The sequence below is a fragment of the Novosphingobium sp. genome, assembly GCF_032093395.1.
GTDB lineage: Bacteria > Pseudomonadota > Alphaproteobacteria > Sphingomonadales > Sphingomonadaceae > Novosphingobium.
In genome coordinates, this window is sequence record NZ_DAMDBA010000004.1 from 55412 (window position 1) to 73050 (window position 17639).

Consider the following 17639-nt stretch of genomic DNA (forward strand, 5'->3'; position numbering starts at 1 on the left):
TCTCGGTGTTTTCCGTATCATTCACATCAAGAACGTCGTCCACCGTCACGATGCCGAGCGGACGGCCCGCATCGTCCACAACCGGCAATGCCAGCAGGTCGTGACGGCGGATCAGGTCGGCCACCGCCTCGCGATCGGTTGCGGGTGTCACCGTGACCGGCTCGCGGTCGCGGGCAAGATCGATGGCGGGCGAATCGGGTGCTGCGGCGATCAGACGGCGCAGCGAGATCGTCGCATCGAGACGGCCGCGTTCGTCGAGCAAGAACACCGAGTAGACGGTCTCGCGGCTGCGTTCGACGGTGCGGATGAGATCCAACACTTCGGCGACGGTGGCCGACACCCGCGCCGCAACGAACTCGGTGGTCATCATGCCGCCAGCGCTGTCCTCCGGCCAGGCCAGCAGGCTGCGCAACGAAGTGCGCACTTCGGGCGCGAGGGCGCCGAGAATCTGGGCCGCGACGCCGTCGTCCATCTCCGCCAGCACATCGGCGGCGCGGTCCTCGGCCATCTGGGCGACCAGATGCACCGCGCGCGGCAGCGGCAAGAGCGGCAGCACTTCGGGCGCCGTGGTGAATTCGGGACGGTCGAGCACGGCGACCGCGCGTACGTCGGCCATGCGGCCAAGCTTGGCAGCAGCGGCCTCGGGCGTCAGCGCCTGGAGCATCTCGACGATATCGGCAATGTAGAGCCCGCGCTTGGCGGGACGGGCACCGGCGCTCACGCCGGCGAGGAGGTCGTTCACCATCATCACACCTTTCGTCCGCACGACCCGGGCGGACGAAAGGCCAGCGAGAACTAGCCAGCGCCCTCCGGACGTGCGGTTCTACTGGAACTGTCGCTGGACATGTCCTCGCTTCCTGAAACACCGCAGCAACATCGGCTGCGTGGCCGCCCTGTGATCCCGAACGTGGCCAAGGTCAACATCCGAATGCAGCTGAACCTTTTCGGCACACAAAAAAGCCCCCGTGCAACGCACGGAGGCCTTGTTGCTTCGCAGCCGATCCGAAGGATCAGATGCCGGCGATCGCCTGATCGACCAGCGCCTTGTCGGCGCTGGCGGAGTGATTGGTGCGGATCAGCCCACTGGCAGCAGCAGCAGCGGCAGCGGCAGCCTGCTGGCGCAGTTCGGTCACGGCAGCGCGTTCGACGGCGCCGATCTTGTCTTGCGCCATCTTTTCGCGACGGGCGATGACGTCGGTCGTGTCGGCCTGGGCCTTGGCGACGATCGTCTCCGCTTCGTGGCGGGCATGCTCGATCAGAGCGGCGGCGTCCTTTTCGGCACCGGCGATCTTATCAGCATATTCCTTGCGCAGGGCTTCCGCCTCGGCGCGAAGGGTCTTCGCCTCTTCGAGCTGGGCCTTGATCTCGGCAATCTTGTTGTCGAGGCCGCCGGAGATCATCTTCGGCAGGCCCTTCCAGACCATGATCGCGAGGAGCACCAGCATCGAGGCGCTGACGACCGCGACCGGCGGGGCGACGCCCAGCAGCAACGGTTCGGCGTGATGCTCGATGCCGGCTTGCGTTCCGGCCATCTCTGCCGCCTCATGCGAGGTGCCTTCAGCCACGACGGTGTCTGTGGTGGACAGTTCCGTGTTCTCAGCCATGGACCAGGTTCTCCTTCACGGCGGAACGGACCGCGCCATCGTCGAGAGTCAGGCCGGCGATGCGGCTGACGATCTCGCGGGTGGCGTCGGCGGCGACGTCCTCGATCTCGGCGGCGGCCGAACGGCGCGCCTGCGAGATGCGGGTTTCGGCTTCCGCGAGCGTGGCGTCGATGGCCACCTGGGCGGTCGCGAGACGCTCGGTCGTGACGGCAGCGGCCTTGGCGCGGGCTTCCGCGATCAGGGCTTGCGCCTCGGCGCGGTTGGCGTTCTCACGCGTGCGCCAGGCTTCCTCTTCCGCATCGGCCTGGGCGCGAGCGCGTTCGGCGGCGGCGAGGTCGTCGGCAATCTGCTTGTCGCGCTGCGCAACCGTATCCATGACCTTGGGAACCATTCCCCGTCCGACGACGAAGAACGTGAAGCCGAAGAAGATCAGCATCCAGAAGATCTGGCTGGAATAGGTCGCGGCTAGCTGTGCGATCTGAGGCATGGGTCAGCCCTGTCTCGAAGTGGCCGGTAGAATTCTTGCGTCCTCTCCGGCCCCCCAACCAAAGGGTTCGGGCAGCCGGAGGGGATCAGTGCGCGCGATCAGGCGAAGATCAGCAGCGCGGCAACGACGAACGACAGCAGGCCGAGAAGTTCGGCGCCGGCGAAGCCGATGAAGAGGCGGCCCTGCTGGGCGTCAGCGGCGCCCGGGTTGCGCAGCGCGCCTTCGAGGAACTTGGCGAAAACGCTACCCACGCCGATCGAGGCGAGGCCGCAACCGATAGCAGCGAGACCGGCACCAAGCAGCTTTGCAGCTTCTGCGTCCATTTCAAAAACTCCCTTTGGAAAACTCGAGTGAGACTGAAAATCAGTGAAGGTTCTCTGCGTCGTTCAGATAGACGCAAGTGAGAAGAGCGAAAACATAGGCCTGAATGCCGGCGACGAGCAGCTCGAGAGCGCAGATGCCGACCATCAGGATGAAGCTGGGCAGACCGGCAATGGCGAAGAGGCCGATGCCCGCATTGCCGGAGCTGATCACGAAGCTCGAAAGAACCTCAAGAAGAACGTGGCCGGCCATCATCGCGACGAAGAGACGCAGGCCGAGGCTGAACGGGCGCACCAGGAAGGAGATCAGTTCCACGCAGAAGATCAGCGGGATCATGATCACCGGGGTGCCGTGCGGCACGAACAGCGAGAAGAAGTGCAGCTTGTGCTTCGCGAAACCGACGATGAGGACGATCGCGAAGGAAAGCACCGCGAGAACACCCGTAGCCGAGAAGTGGCTGGTGAAGGTGAAGGCATGGAGCCCGATCACGCCCAGCGGCAGCAGGCCGAGGAAGTTCGCGAAAAGAATGAACATGAACAGCGAGAAGATGTACGGAACGTACTTCTTGCCGCCAGGGCCGACGTTGGCGGCCAGCATGCCGTCGATGAAGCCGGTGAAGCTTTCGACAGCCATCTGCCAGCGACCGGGCACGAGCTGACGCTTCATGCCGCCGGCAACGAAGAACGCCAGCGTCACGGCGGCGATCGCCATCCACAGCGTGCTGTTGGTGAAGGCGATGTTGTAACCGGCGATGCTCCAGCCTTCCGAGCCGAACAACGGCTGGATGCTGAACTGGTGCATCGGATCGACCTTCGCTTCGGCTGCCACGCGAATATCCCTGTCGCCAATGAACGGCAGCGCCCTTAACTTACCCCTCCTGGGTCAATCCGGGCGCCGGTTCGAATTCCTGATAATGTTCCTGAAGGCGACGAATATTCCTGCGAACAGCATCACCATCAGACCCCAGGGCGATGTTCCGGCGAAGTGATCGATCACCCAGCCAAGGAACAGACCACCCGCAACCCCGCCGAGCAAATCGGCCAAGACGCGGTTACCGGCACGATAGGCATCGTCGGTTTCCGCACCCGCGACCGGCTTCTGACGCTGCGCTTCCCGCTCGCGAAGGGCTTTAAGCCGATCGTCCAGCGAATCGAGGCGCGCATCCTCGCCGACAGGGCCCGGTGCGGACGGCTCGTCGTTCATGTCAGGGCTCCTTCTCAATCGAATAGGAACGAATGACGCGTTCAACGGCTGCCCGCCGAGGGCGCCGACCCCTTAGGGTGGGGGCATTCGCGAGTCAACCATGAGGGGACGCGCGCGGCAACAGTTGTTCACACGGAAGCCCGTGTGCCCAAGTGCCGGTCAGGCCTGGAAGGTGGTAATGCTCCGTCGATACCGCAAGGACGATGCCGACGAAAAACGACGACAATGCGGCGAGGACGCACTGCGGCGCCCGATCTTGGGCCGACACACGTACGGGGCGCAAAAAAGCGGCCGGGAATCCCGGCCGCTCGCACATTTCTGGGAAAATCGTTTCCAGCCCGATCAGGGGCAGCGCGCATCCCGATCGGGCGCGCCGGGGCCGCGGGTTTTCCACGAACCATCCGTCGCCTGATACTTTTCGCCGGGCTGCGTCTGCGAGATCAGACGGCAGGCCGTGGCGAAGGCATATTCCTCGATCGTGCTCTTCCCCGCCGCTTTCTCCGTGTAGATCGCGCGGCGGCGATTGTTGATGTCGCGCACCATGGCGCGAACTTCGGCAGACGGACTGCCGATGACGCCGAGGTAGCCGTCCTTCTGCTCACCCACCTGACCGGAGGCGCGCGCCGCCGCATAGGCCGGATCGCGTCCGTCCTGTGCCATGGCCCCGCCGCTCGCGGTCAACGCCAGCGCCAATGCGCCAAGAACGGCCGCGCGACTGCTCGAAAGGAACTTGGTCATCAGAATACGCCTTCGTTTTCCTTGATCGTGTTCTCCGCATCCTGGGAGAGACGATAGATCACTTCCTGCCTGATGTTGATGTTGAGTTCGATCACGATCGGCTTGTCCGGCGCCGTCACGTTGACGCAGCCGGCCAGCGCCGATCCCACACCCGTCATCATCACCAAGGCGCGAACGGCGCGCCTGCCGGACCGGAGGGCAAACTGCTGCGCACTATCTCGTAGCTGGCTCATCATCGCCGGGCTTGTCGCAGCCGGATCGCTTCCGGTCAATTCCGGGGCCTTCATGGATTGTTCTCGCTGACTGGAGGCTGAATGGTTGCTGGCGCGGGACGAACCGAGTTGGCGCCGGAAGGCAGCGCTCTCGGCGGTATACCGCTGGATATGCCAAGCGTACGCGGATCGGTGAGGTAGGCGGGATCGTAAAGGGAGCGCATGGAGCCGAAGAGGCTGAAGAACGGTGCCTTGATCTTGACGACGAAGCGGATCGGCAGCTTCGCGATCTGCCTGGTCAGGAAATTCTTGTCGGCCGAGCTGCCCTGGCTCAAACCGTCGAATGCCAGCCGCGTGAAGATGTCGCCGCCGAGCGAGCCGTTCAGGCCGATCTCCATGTGTTTGTAATCGACGGATTTCAACGCGCCGAAGGCGAAGTTGCCCATCGTCGACAAGTCCTTGTACGTCAGCGCGCCGAGATAGCTGACGTTGCCGCCCGGATCGCGGGAAGCCAGATAGCCGTCGACGATGCGTCCGCCCTGCTCGTCGAAGACCATCGGCACTTCGCCGTCGAATATGCCGGTGGCGTTGATATTGGTCAGTTCGAGATGCTGCACGAAAGTCGCCGCGTCGAGCCCGCTGACCCGGAGCTTGTAGTTCCGAATCTCGGAAGCGCCGATTCGCATCGTCGCGGGATCGAGCGCCAGCCGTCCCGACATGAACGGCCATTCCGCGCCATTGATCCGCAGCAGATAACCCGGCTCCATCTGGAAGCCCAGCACGCCGTCGACGACCTCGATACCGGGGTTGATCGAGGCGATCCTCACCTGTTGGTTGGGTGCGGTTACGAACCCGAGGAGATCGGTGAACACGACGTCCCCGGTAAGGCCCTTGACCGGACCGAAGGCTGCCGCGAAGTCCAGCCCATCGGTGGAGAAACGGCCGCTGCTGGTGACGGTCTGCGCGTTCCAATCGATACGGCCCTTGCCCTGGAGCGATCCGCGCAAGTCGGAGACGATGCCCAGCAGCAGCGGAGACAGGGTCTCGGCCTGCATGTCCTTGTCGAAACTGATGCCCGGAACCGCCAGGTCGGCATGGCCCCTGGCGTCGCCCAGATCGTGGACGATATCGGCGCGGACGACCTCGCGCTCGCTCTTCGGCTCGCGCAATACCGCCTGGGCGGTGATGACGTTGTTCTCCAGCCGCAAGGTGCCGTCCTTCGCAACGAGCGGCTGGAAGCGCGGAACCTGCTGGCGATCCACAAGCGTGAATCGCGCCTGGTCGATCAGCAGCTTGCCTTCGGCATAGCGCCAGTTCCCGGCGGTCTGTCGCAAGTCCAGCGGGACCGCGGCAAGGCCGATGTCCGCTTCGTCGAACGTGCCGCCGATATCCTTGCCAACTTGCGCGTCGAGCCGGGCAAGCCGGAAGCGTGACGGTGCATCGGGCGTGCCCAGCGCCACATCGACGGTCTTCGCCGTGAGGTTTCCGGTACGACCGGCCAGCTGTGCATAGCCTAGAGGTCCGCTGGCGATGCGAATCGGCGTTTCTCCCAGCCGGCCCGACAGGTCCAGGCGGGGAATGCCGAAGGCGATATCCATGCCGCTGCCTCTGCTGCGCACGATCGCGCTGCCCGGCGCGGGGCAGACCTGAAGCGAGCGTCGGTCGAGGGTGAGGTTGGCAATGGCGAGACGTTCGAAACCGATCTTCGTGCAGGCGCTCCACACCGCCAGAGCGCCGTCCGCGCCCCAGCGCCCATCGACGGGAAGGACAAGGCCCCTGGCGGCGCCACCCGGCAGTGCGCCGGACAAGCGCGCCTCGCCGGTGAAGCGCATGGCCCCGTCCGGCGATTGCGACAGCGCCAGTCGGGGAATTGCCAGCCGCGAATCGCCGGCGGCGTACTCGGACATTTCCACCTGCAGCGCCAGACGGCCGCGCGCATCGCTTTCCATGCGGCCCGATACCTGGGGAAGGCCCTGCCCGCCGCTGGCGAAATTGCCGGTGACCACCGCGCGCCTGCCGCCGAACTGCGCCTGGACCCGCGACAGGGTGAGGAGCGCGCTGCCACTGCTGCCCTTCACATTGCCGCGCGGCACCACAAGCGTCATGCCGTCCTCGGTCCCGCGCAGGACCAGATTGGCGGCGATCGCGCTGTTCCGTGTTTCCTTGGCAAGGGCGCCGCGCAACTGCCGTGCCAGCGGCGCCGCCAGCGTTCCTTCGCCCGCCCTCATGCCTTCGGCGAGGAGCGAATCGACCGATTCGCCGATCGATAGCCTGGATCCGCTCACGTCACCTTCGAGATCGAAGCGCGCCAGGCCATGGCTGGCGCGCACCCGGCCATCGAAACCAAGCGCGCCGATCCGCGCCTGCTCGGTTACGACGTCCTGACCCTTGGCCTGGAAATTAGCGTTGAGCGCCTCGCGGCGATAGGAGAAACGGCCCGAGGCGCTGAGTTTCGACAGCCGATTGCGGCCGAGCTGCAAAGGACCGCCGGCAAGGCTCAAGCTGCCCTCGCCTCCATCCAGCCTTCGGTCGAGCACGAAATCGAGCTGCGCTCCGCTTGCGCCAAGATGAAAATCCCGATCCCGGCAGAGGAGCGCCGCCGTTCGCAATGGGCCCTGGAAGCGGGGGCGACCGCCCGAAACGGACAGCTTTCCGAACAGCGTCGTACGCCCCGCCTCGCAGCTTCCCGCCGTCAACCGGGGTGAAACGACGGCCAGTTCGCCGCGGAAGCCCCCGCCCAATCCATTGCGCAACTGGCCCGCGCCGGCGATTCGCGCGGCGAGACGGCCGTGCTCGCTCTCTATCAGCGCTCGCCCGTCGACGATGGCGAGATCCAGATCGGGCAAGGCATAGTCCTTGTCGCCACCGCCGCCCGCCAGCGCCTTGTCGAGAGTGCCGAGCGTCAGCTTGCCGTCACGCCAGGCTCCGAACAGGCGCGGGCGAACCACGGTTATGCGCCCGATCCCGGGCCATCCCCAGTCCAGCCGCGTCGCGACGTGCAGTTCCGCGATCGTCAGGTCCGGCCGCCTGGGATCGCCGACCACGAGGTTGCGTATCACCTGCTCCGACGGGCCGATGCTCACGATTTCGTAGCGGGCGGGAAGTCCCAGCTTGTCCAGTTCGTGGGCGATCAGGTCATCGGCAATGTCCTCGCGCCAGACCCAGGCGCCCGCCACGCCCACCCCGAGCACGCCCAGCAGGGCAAGCGCCATCGCGCGGCGCCGCCCGAAACGGGCCGACCGCGACAACTCCGCCGGTGGGGTAACTTGCTCGTGCTCCTGCGACATCCGGTCCATCACTTGCGCTTGCCTTCCCGGAAAGGCAATTGTCTGTAGGCGTTATGCCCGAGCAAGACCGTCTCTTCGATGAACCCGCCGACGATGTCGGCTCCGATTCCACTTCGGAAGCCAAGATCCGCGTCGATCCGGCAAACGATCCCAGCGGGCATCGCTCGCGGCTGAGGAAACGGCTGGTGGACGGCGGGGGAGATGCTCTGGCGGATCATGAAGTCATAGAACTCCTGCTGATGCAGGCGGTTCGCCGTCAGGACATGAAGCCGCTCGCACGCAGCCTGATTCACCGCTTCGGCTCGCTCGCGGGCGTCCTCCAGGCCGATCCCCGCACGCTGGGCGGACATCCCGGCATGGGGGAAGCCACGGTGGCGGCGCTGCGCGTGGTGACGGTCGCGGCCACCCGCATGGTGCGCCAGAAAGTGCGGGAAATGCCGGTGCTCGGGTCGTGGCAGGCACTGATCGACTATCTCACGATCGACATGGCGCATCTCACGCTCGAACGGGTGCGGGTGCTCTATCTCAATTCCAAGAACATGCTGATCCTCGACGACCTGGTGGGCGATGGATCGATCGACGAGGCGGCCATCCACCCGCGCGAGGTGATTCGCCGCGCGCTGGACATCGGCGCCACCGCCTTGATCCTTGTGCACAACCATCCCTCAGGCTCACCGCAGCCCAGCCGCGCCGACATCGACATCACCAATCGCATCGCGGAAGCCGGACGCCTGCTGGGCATCTCGGTCCACGACCATGTCATCATCGGCCGTGAGGGCCACGTGAGCCTGCGGGCCAAGGGACTGATCTAGGATGTGCGTCGCAGCCGTGGCTTGGCAGGCCCATCCGGACTGGCTGCTCGTGGTGGCGGGCAATCGCGACGAGTTCCACGCGCGCGCCTCGGCACCGCTCGCGCGCTGGGAGGACGGAAGCGGGATCATCGCCGGACGAGACCTGCTGGGCGGCGGCACCTGGTTGGGTATCGCGGAAAACGCGGAGCCGATGGGCAATCGCATGGTTCTGGTGACCAACTATCGCGTTCCCGAAGGCTCGGTTCCGGGCCGTCCGTCACGCGGAAAACTCGTCACCGACCTGCTCCGGAGCCATGAGCCCGAACCGGTGGAGACGATGAACCCGTTCAACCTCGTCGAGATCGCAGGCACCGAAGCGCGTTTTCTGACAAATCACCCCAAATCGGTTTCGCAGCCGCTCGCACCGGGCATCCATGGCCTTTCGAACGGCGGCTTCGAAGTGCCCTGGCCCAAGACCAGGCAAGTGGAAGCCTCGGTCAAGGCCTGGCTCGACGCGCCGGGATCCGACGTGGCGCCACTGCTGGATGCCCTTCGCGCGGAAACACCCGCTGCTGTTTCAACGGCTTTGCAAGGCGCCCCCGAACCGCGCTTCGCACCCGTCTTCATCCTGGACGCGGTATATGGAACGCGTTGCAGTACGGTCATAACGGTGCGCCGCGACGGAACCGGAGCGATCGTCGAGCGCAGCTTCGCCCCGGACGGATCGGCTTCCGGCGAGGTCCGGATCGACTTCTTCTGGCCGCAAGCATGAGGGCGCGGGGCCTGCCCGGCGCAATGATGGACTTGCCTGTCCCGCTCGCTAATCTTGCCCCCGGTCGTCAGCGACAGGGGATCGGCAACGGATGAAAGTGAAAGGCTTTTCTCGCCTTCGGGCGCTATCCCTTGGCGCGGCCCTGCTCGCAAGCGGCTGCAACACCCTGGCGCCCCCGATTGCGCAAGTTCCCTGCGACGCTACCGTGCCGCCAAGGGTCACTCTCTCCCCCGACGGACAGATCGCAACGACGACTCTTTCCGTCCTCACCTTCAACATCGAGGGGCTTTCCTGGCCCGCGCGCAGCGGACGCGGACCTTCGTTGGAGCAGATCGGGCAGCACCTTGCACGAATGCGCGCCTTGGGCAGCGCGCCCGACGTGGTGCTGTTCCAGGAAATGTTCAGCGACGCCGCCAAGCGCGCGGTGATGACGAGCGGCTATCCCGCCATCGATTCCGGCCCCCGCCGCACCACTCGGGCGCGGGGCTCGACCAAGGACAAACTGCCCGGGCATTCCAGCTTGAAGCGGGGGGAAATCGGCATCCATGCGTTCGGCAGCGGCCTGGCGATCGCTTCGCGCTATGCCATCGTCGATAACGACCGGCGCGCCTATGGCCGCAAGTCCTGCGCCGGCTTCGACTGCCTGTCCAACAAGGGGATCGCCCTCGCCCGGATCGCGGTGCCGGGCGTTCCTTCGCTGATCGACGTCTACGACACCCACATGAATTCGCGCGGAGCCTCCGGAGCGCCCGCGCCGCGCAACCTCGCCGCGCACGACCGGCAGGCCCTGGAAGCATCCGAGTTCATCGACCGGACGCATGACGATGCCACGCCGGTGATCTTCGGGGGCGATTTCAACATGCGCCACTCGGAGGAGCGCTGGGGCAACTTCTCGCGCTACCAGTCGCTCGATCTGGTGCATCGTGTCTGCATCCAGCCCGGATCGAACTGCGACGTTCGCATGTCCTGGGATGGCGACGAGCCCTGGATGGATACCCAGGATCTTCAGTTCTACTGGCCCGGCGCGAAAGTGCAGATCCGCCCGATCTGCGTCGAGGCGCTGTTCGACGGCCGGCCTGGCAGCCCTCAGCTCTCCGACCATGACGGCTTCCTCGTCACCTACGAGCTTCGCTGGAAAGCATCGGACAGCCGCCCATCGGCATGCGCGGCGCTTCCGGGCACGCTTGCCTCGCGCCGATAGCGTCGGTCGTTCAAGGGGCGGGAGCGGACAGTATTTCCAGGAGCCGGGCGCCGAACACCTCGGGTGCCTCGACTTGCGGCGAATGGCCATAGTCAGGGAACTCGACGATCCGGGCTGACGGCATCGCTGCCGCGGCCTGAGGCGCCACCTGCGGTATCGGCTTCAGTCTGGCCCGAAGCTCTGCCGGGGCCTGGCCCTTTCCGAATACCGTCGTGTCCCGCATCCCGATCATCAGTGTAACCGGAACCTTCAGGTTGCCGAACTCGTAGCTGACCGGCTCGGTCAGGATCATCTCCGATGTCTTGGCCTGCGCCAGTTCCGCCGCATCCTGATCGGCCGAGGCATATTGTCCCGCCAGCATCTTCACCCAGCGATCGTAACGCGGGTTCCAGTCGCCGTGATAATAGGTATCGAGCTGATACTGCCGCATTTCGGCGTAGCCTTTGGCGCGCTCGCTCGCCAGCAGCTTGTCCAGCGGCACATAGGGCACCCCTTCGGCCATGCGATCGACCAGACCCAGCGGATTGACCAGCACCAGCCGTTCCACCGCCTGAGGGAACATCAGCGCGAAACGCAGCCCCAGCATCCCGCCGGTGGAATGGCCGAGCACGACGGCCTTCTCCAGGCCGACCTTCTCCATCAGCCGATGCGTGGCATCGGCCATCATCGCAAAGCTGTATTGCGCGGACGCGGGCTTGGACGATTTGCAGAAGCCGATCTGGTCGGGAATGAGCACCCGGTAGCCTGCCGAGAGCAGGGTGCGGGCCGTGTCCTCCCAGGTGGCGCCGCAGAAGTTCTTGCCGTGGAGCAGGACCACGGCATGCCCGTTGGGCTGGTCCGGAAGCACGTCCATGTAAGCCATGGACGCTTCCTCGGCGCCCACCTTCAGCTCCATCGCCTCGACTTTCCAGGGGTAGGGAAAACGCTCGAGGTTGGATCCGAACTCCTCCAGCTTGATGTCCTGCGCGCCAATGCTCTCCGAGCCGGTATTATCCTGGCCGGTATTATCCGAGACGCCGGACGGCGCGCCCGCTCCTTGTGCCGCCGCCCGATCCAACGTCGCGCCGAACAGCAGGGGTGCGGCGAGAATTGCGGTGAGCGTGCGTAGCATCGCTGTTCCTTCCATCGTCGACGACATTGAGACCGATTGCCGTCAGGACCATAGCGCGCCGGGGCGGGGAAGGCTCCTCCAATCGAGAAAATTCCCGATAATCAATCGCTCAGGCGCATGTCCTATCGCAGGCCCGGGAAATGCGCTTTCGATTTGCGCAATCCTGCCGGGGCACTATCCGCCCCCTCCCCGGCTCCTGCTATGACGGAACCCCGGGCCGCCCGGGCTCCCCCGGCGGGATTCTTTCGCCCTTCCTGCCTTGCTCGCCCTTGCCTTTGTCGCAAGCGCGCCTTAGCGGCACGGCCAACAGGCCCGGTCAGGCCGATCGTACCAGGCCGGTCATGTCAGGTTAGCAAGGAGTCGAACATGGTCCCCCGTTACGCCCGCCCCGCCATGACCGCGATCTGGGAGCCCGAAGCCCGCTACCGCATCTGGTTCGAGATCGAAGCGCACGCCGCCGTGAAGATGGGCGAGATGGGCACCGTGCCCGAGAGCGCCGGAAAGGCGCTGTGGGACTGGTGGGCCACCAACCCGACCATCGACGTCGCCGCGATCGACGCCATCGAAGCCGTGACCAAGCACGACGTCATCGCCTTCCTCGACTGGGTTGCGCAAGCGGTCGGCCCCGAAGCGCGGTTCATGCACCAAGGCATGACCAGCTCCGACGTGCTCGACACCACGCTGAACGTCCAGCTCGTGAAAGCTGCGGACATCCTCCTCGAAGACCTCGACGCCCTGCTGGCCGCGATCAAGCGCCGTGCCGAAGAGCACAAGTACACCCCCACCATCGGCCGCAGCCACGGCATCCATGCCGAACCGGTGACCTTCGGCCTCAAGATGGCCGAAGCCTATGCCGAGTTCGCGCGTTGCAGGAAGCGCCTGATCGCCGCCCGCGAGGAAGTCGCCACTTGCGCGATCTCGGGCGCGGTGGGCACATTCGCCAATGTCGATCCGGCGGTGGAGCAGTACGTCGCCGACAAGATGGGCCTCGAAGTGGAGCCGGTCTCCACGCAGGTGATCCCGCGCGACCGTCATGCCATGTTCTTCGCGGTGCTGGGCGTGATCGCCAGCTCGATCGAACGCCTCGCCATCGAGGTGCGGCACCTTCAGCGCACGGAAGTGCTGGAGGCCGAGGAATACTTCTCGCCCGGCCAGAAGGGCTCGTCGGCAATGCCGCACAAGCGCAACCCGGTGCTGACCGAGAACCTCACCGGCCTGGCGCGCGTGGTCCGCTCGTCGGTCACGCCGGCCATGGAAAACGTGGCCCTCTGGCATGAGCGCGACATCTCGCACTCCTCGGTCGAGCGCTTCATCGGCCCGGACGCCACGATCACTCTCGACTTCGCACTCGCCCGCCTCACCGGCGTGATCGACAAGCTGCTCGTCTATCCCGAGCGCATGCAGAAGAACCTCGATCGCATGGGCGGCCTCGTCCACTCGCAGCGCGTGCTGCTGGCGCTGACGCAGGCCGGCCTGACGCGCGACCAGTCCTATCGTCTCGTGCAGCGCAACGCGATGAAGGTCTGGGAATCGGACGGCCAGCTCTCGTTGCTCGAACTGCTGAAGGCCGACGAGGAAGTCACCGCCGCGCTTCCGGCCGAAGTGATCGAGGAGAAGTTCAACCTCGACTACCATTTCAAGCAGGTCGACACGATCTTCGCGCGCGTTTTCGGGAACTAAGCTCCTTTCCGACACTTCACATGCCTCGCAATCGCGCTTAGCATTCGGAGCATTTTCAAGGCAGGTGCACGCACCTGCCGACTCGGAAGATGCGATAAGCAAAGCTTTAAACGCGATTGTCGAGGTCTTGCTGCGCGGCCTACAGCGCAGGAATTGCCGGAGGATATATGAACATTGTCCGCACCGTGCTGTGGATTGCCATCACTGCGATCCTGGTGGCCTTCATCGCCATGAACTGGACCAAGGTTCCGGTAAATTTCTGGCCGCTGGACGATGCCAACTACGTCCACTTCGAGTGGCCCGTAGGCGTTGTCGCGCTGGTCTTCTTCGGCCTCGGCATGATGCCGGTCTGGCTATATCTGCGCGCCGTGCGCTGGCGCCTCCAGCGCCGCATCGCCAGCCTGGAAAATTCGCTCCGGGCCAACAGCATCGCCCCCGCCGCTGCGGAAGCGCCCGTCTCCACTTTTGAATCTGCCCCGGAAACCTGAGACCATGAACAGCAATCCCGTCTATCTCGCCCTCGACCTGCCCCGCCTCGACGCCGCCGAGGCGCTGGCGCGAAAGGTTGCCGGGCATATCGGCGGGATCAAGCTGGGCCTCGAGTTCTTCTGCGCTCACGGGCACCACGGCGTCCATGAACTGCACAAGCTGGGCCTGCCGATCTTCCTCGACCTGAAGCTGCACGATATCCCCAACACCGTGGCCGGGGCGATGCAGGCGATTCACGTGCTCGAACCCGCCATCGTCACCATCCACGCCGCGGGCGGGCGCGCCATGATGGAAGACGCCAAGGCAGCGGCCGGAGAGAACACCAAGGTCGTGGCAGTGACGGTGCTCACCAGCCTGGACGGCGGAGACCTCAATGCCATCGGCGTGAATGCCGAACCGCACGAACAGGCGCTGCGCCTTGCCGAACTGGCCCAGTCCGCCGGGCTCGACGGCATCGTCTGCTCCGGGCATGAAGTGGGCGCCGTGCATCAGCAGTGGAAGGACGGCTACTTCGTCGTTCCCGGCCTGCGTCCGGACACGGGCGGAAACGGCGACCAGAAGCGCATCATGACCCCTCGCGCCGCGCGGGACGCCGGCGCCAGCGTACTCGTCGTCGGCCGCCCGATCAGCCGCGCCGAAGACCCGCTTGCCGCTGCGCGTGCGATCGAAGCCACGCTTTAGTTAGCCGTCGCCCCGGGCTCGATCCGGGACCGCTGGCCGAGCTGCGCCTTGCTCGCGGACTTGCGCCTAAAGAATTGACAGCGGTCCCGGATCAGGTCCGGGACGACGGCTGGCGCCAAACCTTTCACGGCGCAAAATGCACGGTTCAGCGCTCCGCAACCTCGCTCGCTCCAGATCGTTGATCCGAGTTACCTTATGGAGAGTGCGACCTCATGAAATCCCTGAACCTGCTTGCCGTCACTACTGCCGCGATCGCATCGGCCCTGGCCGTGCCTGCCGCGGCGCAGGACTCCGGCCTGGTCCCCGCCATCGCCGCAGGCCACACGCTGCTGACGGTCAACGCCCAGGGCTCCTCCACGCGCACGCCCGACATGGCCGGCTTCTCGGCAGGCGTGACGACGCAGGGCGCCACAGCCAGCGAGGCGCTCAACGCCAATTCCACGCGGATGACCCAGGTTATCGCCTCGCTGAAGCGCGCCGGCGTGGCCGACAAAGACATCCAGACCAGCAACCTCAGCGTGAACCCGGTCTATGCCCAGCCCAAGCGCCAGCCGGACGGCAGCTTCGTGGATGGCCCCCGCGAGATCGTCGGTTATGAGGCCAGCAACAACGTCAGCGTGCGCCAGCGGAAGCTGGACGACATGGGCAAGGTCATCGACGCACTCGTCAAGGCGGGCGCGAATCAGGTCAACGGTCCGAACTTCTCGCTGTCCCAGCCCGACGCGGCGCTGAACGAAGCCCGCGTGGCGGCCATCAAGGATGCTCGCGCGCGCGCAGACCTTTACGCCGGGGCGGCAGGCATGCGCGTCACACGCGTCGTCTCGATCACCGAAAGCGGCGGCTACGCGCCCGCACCCGTGATGTTCCGCGCCAAGGCGGCGATGGATTCGTTGGGCGCGGCTCCGCCGGTCGCAGCGGGTGAATTGGAAACCAACGTCAACGTCACGGTGCAATTCGAACTGGCTCCCTGATAGCCAAGCCTCCGGACGGATCGCGCTTCGGTGGCGCGGTCCGTCCCCGCACCTTATTTGAGCATCATGTCCTGCGATTCGATGCTGTAGCCGGTCAGGGCGATCCTGCCGCCGTCGCCCTTGCGATAGACGAACTGCTCCAGGCCCGAACCCCGCTCGAAAGCGGTTTGATAGGTCAGGGTAACGAAACTGCCGTCGGTGGTCGCATTCGCGTTCCAGCCGACCTGCCTGGCCTGTTCCACCCTGCCGAGCTTGCGGTGCACGGCATCCAGCACTTTTTCCAGTTCGGCCCGCTGCGCCCCTTGCCGCAAGGCCGGATCGGCCTGCCGCCAGATCGCGCGCAAGTCTCCGGCGTCCAGCGCCCGGTGGAACTTGCCCACCTCGACCTCGGCATCCTTGAAGGACTCCTTCACGCCGCAGCCCACCAGCATTGCCGCAACCGCAAATGGGACTAGAAGGCGGCCGATTCGGTTCATCATCTGGCGGTTCATCGGCGGTCCTCGGGCCTGTGTTCGGGATCGCTATCTAGGCTGGAAAAACGACATGCCAACAGCGGCGATCAAGATCTGCGGAATCAGCACGGGCGAAGCGCTCGAAGCCGCGATTCGCGCGCGCGCGGCGCACGCCGGGTTCGTGTTCTTTCCGAAAAGCCCCCGCAACGTCACTCCGGCCGAGGCAGCAGCCCTTTCCGACCGCGCCGAGGGGCGTATCGGCAGGGTGGGCCTATTCGTCGATGCCGACGATGCCACGATCGCGCAGGCCGTCACGAGCGCGCGTCTCGACGCGCTCCAGCTCCACGGCAGCGAAACCCCGGAGCGCGCGGCGCAGCTTCGCGCGCGGTTCGGCATAGCCGTGTGGAAAGCGCTGTCCGTCGCGACGACGGAAGACGTCGGCCGGGCGTCGGCCTACGCCGGGGCGGTCGATCTGGTGCTGTTCGATGCCAAGACACCCAAGGGCAGCCTGCCGGGCGGCATGGGCCTCAGCTTCGACTGGAAACTCGTGGCGAACTGGAAGGGGCCGGTCGCCTGGGGGCTTGCCGGAGGATTGACGCCCGAGAACGTCGCCGAAGCGGTTCGACTGACGGGAACGCCGCTGGTGGACACCTCGTCGGGCGTGGAGAGCGCCCCCGGCGTCAAGGATCTCGATCGCATCGCCGCTTTCGCGCGGGCGGTTGCCGCGGCCTGAGACAAACAAGAAAGGGCGGCCCCTCATAGACCGCCCTTCCCTGGCTTACGCTCCTTGCGGAGCGGATCCGTTCACGTTTCCCGGCCTGACGAACTCGGTAGCTGCGTCAGGCCGGAAATCGATCAGAACTTTACGCCGACGCCGATCAGGCCAACGTCTGCGTCGGGGGTGTTGTCGCCCACCAGCAGGTGCTTGTATTCGACCTTGCCGTAGAAGCGGTCGTTGAGCGACTGCTGAACGCCACCGCCGACAGCAACGGCGCTGTTGCCGTACTTGGCGAACTTCGACTGCCAGGTCGAGTTGGCATAGAGCTTGGTGGTCGGGGTGACCTTGAAGCCAACGCGGCCGCCGGCGCCCCACGAAACGCGGGTGTTGTCGGTCAGGACCTTGTCGGCCGAACCTTCGACGCCCACGAAGAACTTGTTGCCCAGGTCGTAGTCGTAACCGACTGCGACGCCTGCAACTGCTTCGCTGTCGCTACCGTCCCAGATGATGCCGGTGCGGGCTTCGACGCGCGCTTCGTTGGCGAGAGCGGGGGTGGCGGCGGCCACGGCAGCAACCGCGGCGAGCGAAACGAGTGCAATACGCATATTTTTTACTCCAGTACGTTCCCCGGCCCTCACCGGGGACCGCCCCGCTGCTCCTGCAAACCTTTCACGTCAATGAACGAAAATTTGTTAGTTGCTCAGAATCGTCATGAAACTGCCACTTACGGACACTATCTTGCCAATGCAGTTACGCCTGTTGCAAGCTTTGCAATTGAAAACGGACTTCCCGATCCCAAGGCATGTTAGGCGCTGGACTTGACCGCCGCGCTCTGCCAATCGGCCCGATCATGACCGCACCCACGCCCGTGAACAGCGCTGTGAACTCCTGGCGCACCCTGCCCGACGAAACCGGCCACTT

20 protein-coding genes are annotated in these 17639 nt (G+C 65.3%); 8 read left to right on the plus strand and 12 right to left on the minus strand.

Features of this window, described 5'->3' with window-relative positions; genetic code table 11:
- From RT424_RS02430 to RT424_RS02470, 9 genes are all read right to left on the minus strand, one after another.
- On the minus strand, positions 1 to 745 hold a 745-nt coding region (locus RT424_RS02430; protein WP_313434262.1), incomplete at its 3' end, for a CBS domain-containing protein.
- Between the two features lie 265 nt (positions 746 to 1010).
- Entirely contained in the window at positions 1011 to 1604 is a 594-nt protein-coding gene (locus RT424_RS02435) for a hypothetical protein (protein ID WP_313434264.1), read from the minus strand.
- Positions 1597 to 2091 carry an ATPase gene (locus RT424_RS02440; protein ID WP_313434266.1) on the minus strand — a complete coding sequence of 165 codons (495 nt, stop codon included), beginning with the start codon at positions 2089 to 2091 and terminating at the stop codon, positions 1597 to 1599. Before RT424_RS02440 ends, RT424_RS02435 begins: the two co-directional genes overlap by 8 nt.
- Before the next feature lie 98 nt (positions 2092 to 2189).
- On the minus strand, positions 2190 to 2414 hold the full coding sequence (locus tag RT424_RS02445) for a F0F1 ATP synthase subunit C (protein WP_007013775.1): 225 nt from the start codon (positions 2412 to 2414) through the stop codon (positions 2190 to 2192).
- Between the two features lie 40 nt (positions 2415 to 2454).
- A complete protein-coding gene (locus RT424_RS02450) occupies positions 2455 to 3240 on the minus strand; it encodes a F0F1 ATP synthase subunit A (protein WP_021233351.1) in 786 nt (261 codons plus the stop codon).
- A 54-nt stretch (positions 3241 to 3294) separates the two neighbouring features.
- Positions 3295 to 3615 carry an AtpZ/AtpI family protein gene (locus RT424_RS02455; RefSeq protein ID WP_021233352.1) on the minus strand — a complete coding sequence of 107 codons (321 nt, stop codon included), beginning with the start codon at positions 3613 to 3615 and terminating at the stop codon, positions 3295 to 3297.
- 342 nt (positions 3616 to 3957) lie between these two features.
- Positions 3958 to 4353, minus strand: a complete 396-nt coding sequence (locus tag RT424_RS02460) for a YdbL family protein (protein ID WP_313434268.1) — start codon at positions 4351 to 4353, stop codon at positions 3958 to 3960.
- Positions 4353 to 4640 (minus strand): YnbE family lipoprotein, encoded by a 288-nt coding sequence (locus RT424_RS02465; protein WP_313434270.1) that lies wholly within the window; start codon positions 4638 to 4640, stop codon positions 4353 to 4355. The genes RT424_RS02460 and RT424_RS02465 overlap by 1 nt, the downstream gene beginning before the upstream one ends.
- Positions 4637 to 7861 (minus strand): YdbH domain-containing protein, encoded by a 3225-nt coding sequence (locus tag RT424_RS02470; RefSeq protein WP_313434271.1) that lies wholly within the window; start codon positions 7859 to 7861, stop codon positions 4637 to 4639. Before RT424_RS02470 ends, RT424_RS02465 begins: the two co-directional genes overlap by 4 nt.
- A gap of 44 nt (positions 7862 to 7905) precedes the next feature.
- Between RT424_RS02470 and radC the strand changes: the two genes are divergently transcribed.
- The 3 genes from radC (at position 7906) to RT424_RS02485 (ending at position 10616) form a co-directional block, all read left to right on the plus strand.
- Complete coding sequence (radC, locus tag RT424_RS02475) at positions 7906 to 8664, plus strand: RadC family protein (protein WP_313434273.1); 759 nt, start codon at positions 7906 to 7908, stop codon at positions 8662 to 8664.
- 1 nt (position 8665) lies between these two features.
- Entirely contained in the window at positions 8666 to 9415 is a 750-nt protein-coding gene (locus tag RT424_RS02480) for an NRDE family protein (RefSeq protein ID WP_313434275.1), read from the plus strand.
- 91 nt (positions 9416 to 9506) lie between these two features.
- Complete coding sequence (locus RT424_RS02485; protein WP_313434276.1) at positions 9507 to 10616, plus strand: endonuclease/exonuclease/phosphatase family protein; 1110 nt, start codon at positions 9507 to 9509, stop codon at positions 10614 to 10616.
- 10 nt (positions 10617 to 10626) lie between these two features.
- On the opposite strand, the gene RT424_RS02490 is transcribed toward RT424_RS02485, so the two are convergent.
- On the minus strand, positions 10627 to 11727 hold the full coding sequence (locus tag RT424_RS02490; protein WP_313434278.1) for an alpha/beta hydrolase: 1101 nt from the start codon (positions 11725 to 11727) through the stop codon (positions 10627 to 10629).
- Positions 11728 to 12093: 366 nt separating this feature from the next.
- On the opposite strand from RT424_RS02490, the gene purB reads away from it, so the two are divergent.
- The 4 genes from purB (at position 12094) to RT424_RS02510 (ending at position 15548) form a co-directional block, all read left to right on the plus strand.
- Complete coding sequence (gene purB, locus RT424_RS02495) at positions 12094 to 13407, plus strand: adenylosuccinate lyase (protein WP_313434280.1); 1314 nt, start codon at positions 12094 to 12096, stop codon at positions 13405 to 13407.
- 167 nt (positions 13408 to 13574) lie between these two features.
- On the plus strand, positions 13575 to 13895 hold the full coding sequence (locus RT424_RS02500; protein WP_313434282.1) for a LapA family protein: 321 nt from the start codon (positions 13575 to 13577) through the stop codon (positions 13893 to 13895).
- A 4-nt stretch (positions 13896 to 13899) separates the two neighbouring features.
- The gene (gene pyrF, locus RT424_RS02505; protein ID WP_313434283.1) at positions 13900 to 14577 is read left to right on the plus strand and encodes an orotidine-5'-phosphate decarboxylase; all 678 of its coding nucleotides are present in this window, start codon (positions 13900 to 13902) and stop codon (positions 14575 to 14577) included.
- Between the two features lie 212 nt (positions 14578 to 14789).
- Positions 14790 to 15548, plus strand: coding sequence for an SIMPL domain-containing protein (locus RT424_RS02510; RefSeq protein WP_313434284.1), 759 nt, complete (start codon positions 14790 to 14792; stop codon positions 15546 to 15548).
- Positions 15549 to 15601: 53 nt separating this feature from the next.
- On the opposite strand, the gene RT424_RS02515 is transcribed toward RT424_RS02510, so the two are convergent.
- Positions 15602 to 16039, minus strand: a complete 438-nt coding sequence (locus RT424_RS02515) for a DUF4019 domain-containing protein (RefSeq protein WP_313434286.1) — start codon at positions 16037 to 16039, stop codon at positions 15602 to 15604.
- Between the two features lie 52 nt (positions 16040 to 16091).
- Here RT424_RS02515 and RT424_RS02520 point away from each other — a divergent pair, with 52 nt between their 5' ends.
- Positions 16092 to 16733 (plus strand): phosphoribosylanthranilate isomerase, encoded by a 642-nt coding sequence (locus RT424_RS02520; protein WP_313434288.1) that lies wholly within the window; start codon positions 16092 to 16094, stop codon positions 16731 to 16733.
- 122 nt (positions 16734 to 16855) lie between these two features.
- Here the strand turns inward: RT424_RS02520 and RT424_RS02525 are convergent, their stop codons facing one another.
- Positions 16856 to 17323 carry a hypothetical protein gene (locus tag RT424_RS02525; RefSeq protein ID WP_313434290.1) on the minus strand — a complete coding sequence of 156 codons (468 nt, stop codon included), beginning with the start codon at positions 17321 to 17323 and terminating at the stop codon, positions 16856 to 16858.
- Positions 17324 to 17639: the final 316 nt, after the last annotated feature.

Excerpts from the sequence above, each read along its gene's own strand:
- RT424_RS02485 (WP_313434276.1), top strand. The coding sequence starts at position 9,507 with ATGAAAGTGAAAGGCTTTTCTCGCCTTCGGGCGCTATCCCTTGGCGCG.
- RT424_RS02465 (WP_313434270.1), bottom strand. The coding sequence starts at position 4,640 with ATGAAGGCCCCGGAATTGACCGGAAGCGATCCGGCTGCGACAAGCCCG.
- RT424_RS02500 (WP_313434282.1), top strand. The coding sequence starts at position 13,575 with ATGAACATTGTCCGCACCGTGCTGTGGATTGCCATCACTGCGATCCTG.
- radC (WP_313434273.1), top strand. The coding sequence starts at position 7,906 with ATGCCCGAGCAAGACCGTCTCTTCGATGAACCCGCCGACGATGTCGGC.
- RT424_RS02435 (WP_313434264.1), bottom strand. The coding sequence starts at position 1,604 with ATGGCTGAGAACACGGAACTGTCCACCACAGACACCGTCGTGGCTGAA.
- RT424_RS02490 (WP_313434278.1), bottom strand. The coding sequence starts at position 11,727 with ATGCTACGCACGCTCACCGCAATTCTCGCCGCACCCCTGCTGTTCGGC.
- RT424_RS02455 (WP_021233352.1), bottom strand. The coding sequence starts at position 3,615 with ATGAACGACGAGCCGTCCGCACCGGGCCCTGTCGGCGAGGATGCGCGC.
- pyrF (WP_313434283.1), top strand. The coding sequence starts at position 13,900 with ATGAACAGCAATCCCGTCTATCTCGCCCTCGACCTGCCCCGCCTCGAC.
- RT424_RS02525 (WP_313434290.1), bottom strand. The coding sequence starts at position 17,323 with ATGCGTATTGCACTCGTTTCGCTCGCCGCGGTTGCTGCCGTGGCCGCC.
- RT424_RS02440 (WP_313434266.1), bottom strand. The coding sequence starts at position 2,091 with ATGCCTCAGATCGCACAGCTAGCCGCGACCTATTCCAGCCAGATCTTC.
- RT424_RS02515 (WP_313434286.1), bottom strand. The coding sequence starts at position 16,039 with ATGAACCGCCAGATGATGAACCGAATCGGCCGCCTTCTAGTCCCATTT.
- RT424_RS02520 (WP_313434288.1), top strand. The coding sequence starts at position 16,092 with ATGCCAACAGCGGCGATCAAGATCTGCGGAATCAGCACGGGCGAAGCG.
- RT424_RS02445 (WP_007013775.1), bottom strand. The coding sequence starts at position 2,414 with ATGGACGCAGAAGCTGCAAAGCTGCTTGGTGCCGGTCTCGCTGCTATC.
- RT424_RS02480 (WP_313434275.1), top strand. The coding sequence starts at position 8,666 with ATGTGCGTCGCAGCCGTGGCTTGGCAGGCCCATCCGGACTGGCTGCTC.
- purB (WP_313434280.1), top strand. The coding sequence starts at position 12,094 with ATGGTCCCCCGTTACGCCCGCCCCGCCATGACCGCGATCTGGGAGCCC.
- RT424_RS02510 (WP_313434284.1), top strand. The coding sequence starts at position 14,790 with ATGAAATCCCTGAACCTGCTTGCCGTCACTACTGCCGCGATCGCATCG.
- RT424_RS02470 (WP_313434271.1), bottom strand. The coding sequence starts at position 7,861 with ATGGACCGGATGTCGCAGGAGCACGAGCAAGTTACCCCACCGGCGGAG.
- RT424_RS02460 (WP_313434268.1), bottom strand. The coding sequence starts at position 4,353 with ATGACCAAGTTCCTTTCGAGCAGTCGCGCGGCCGTTCTTGGCGCATTG.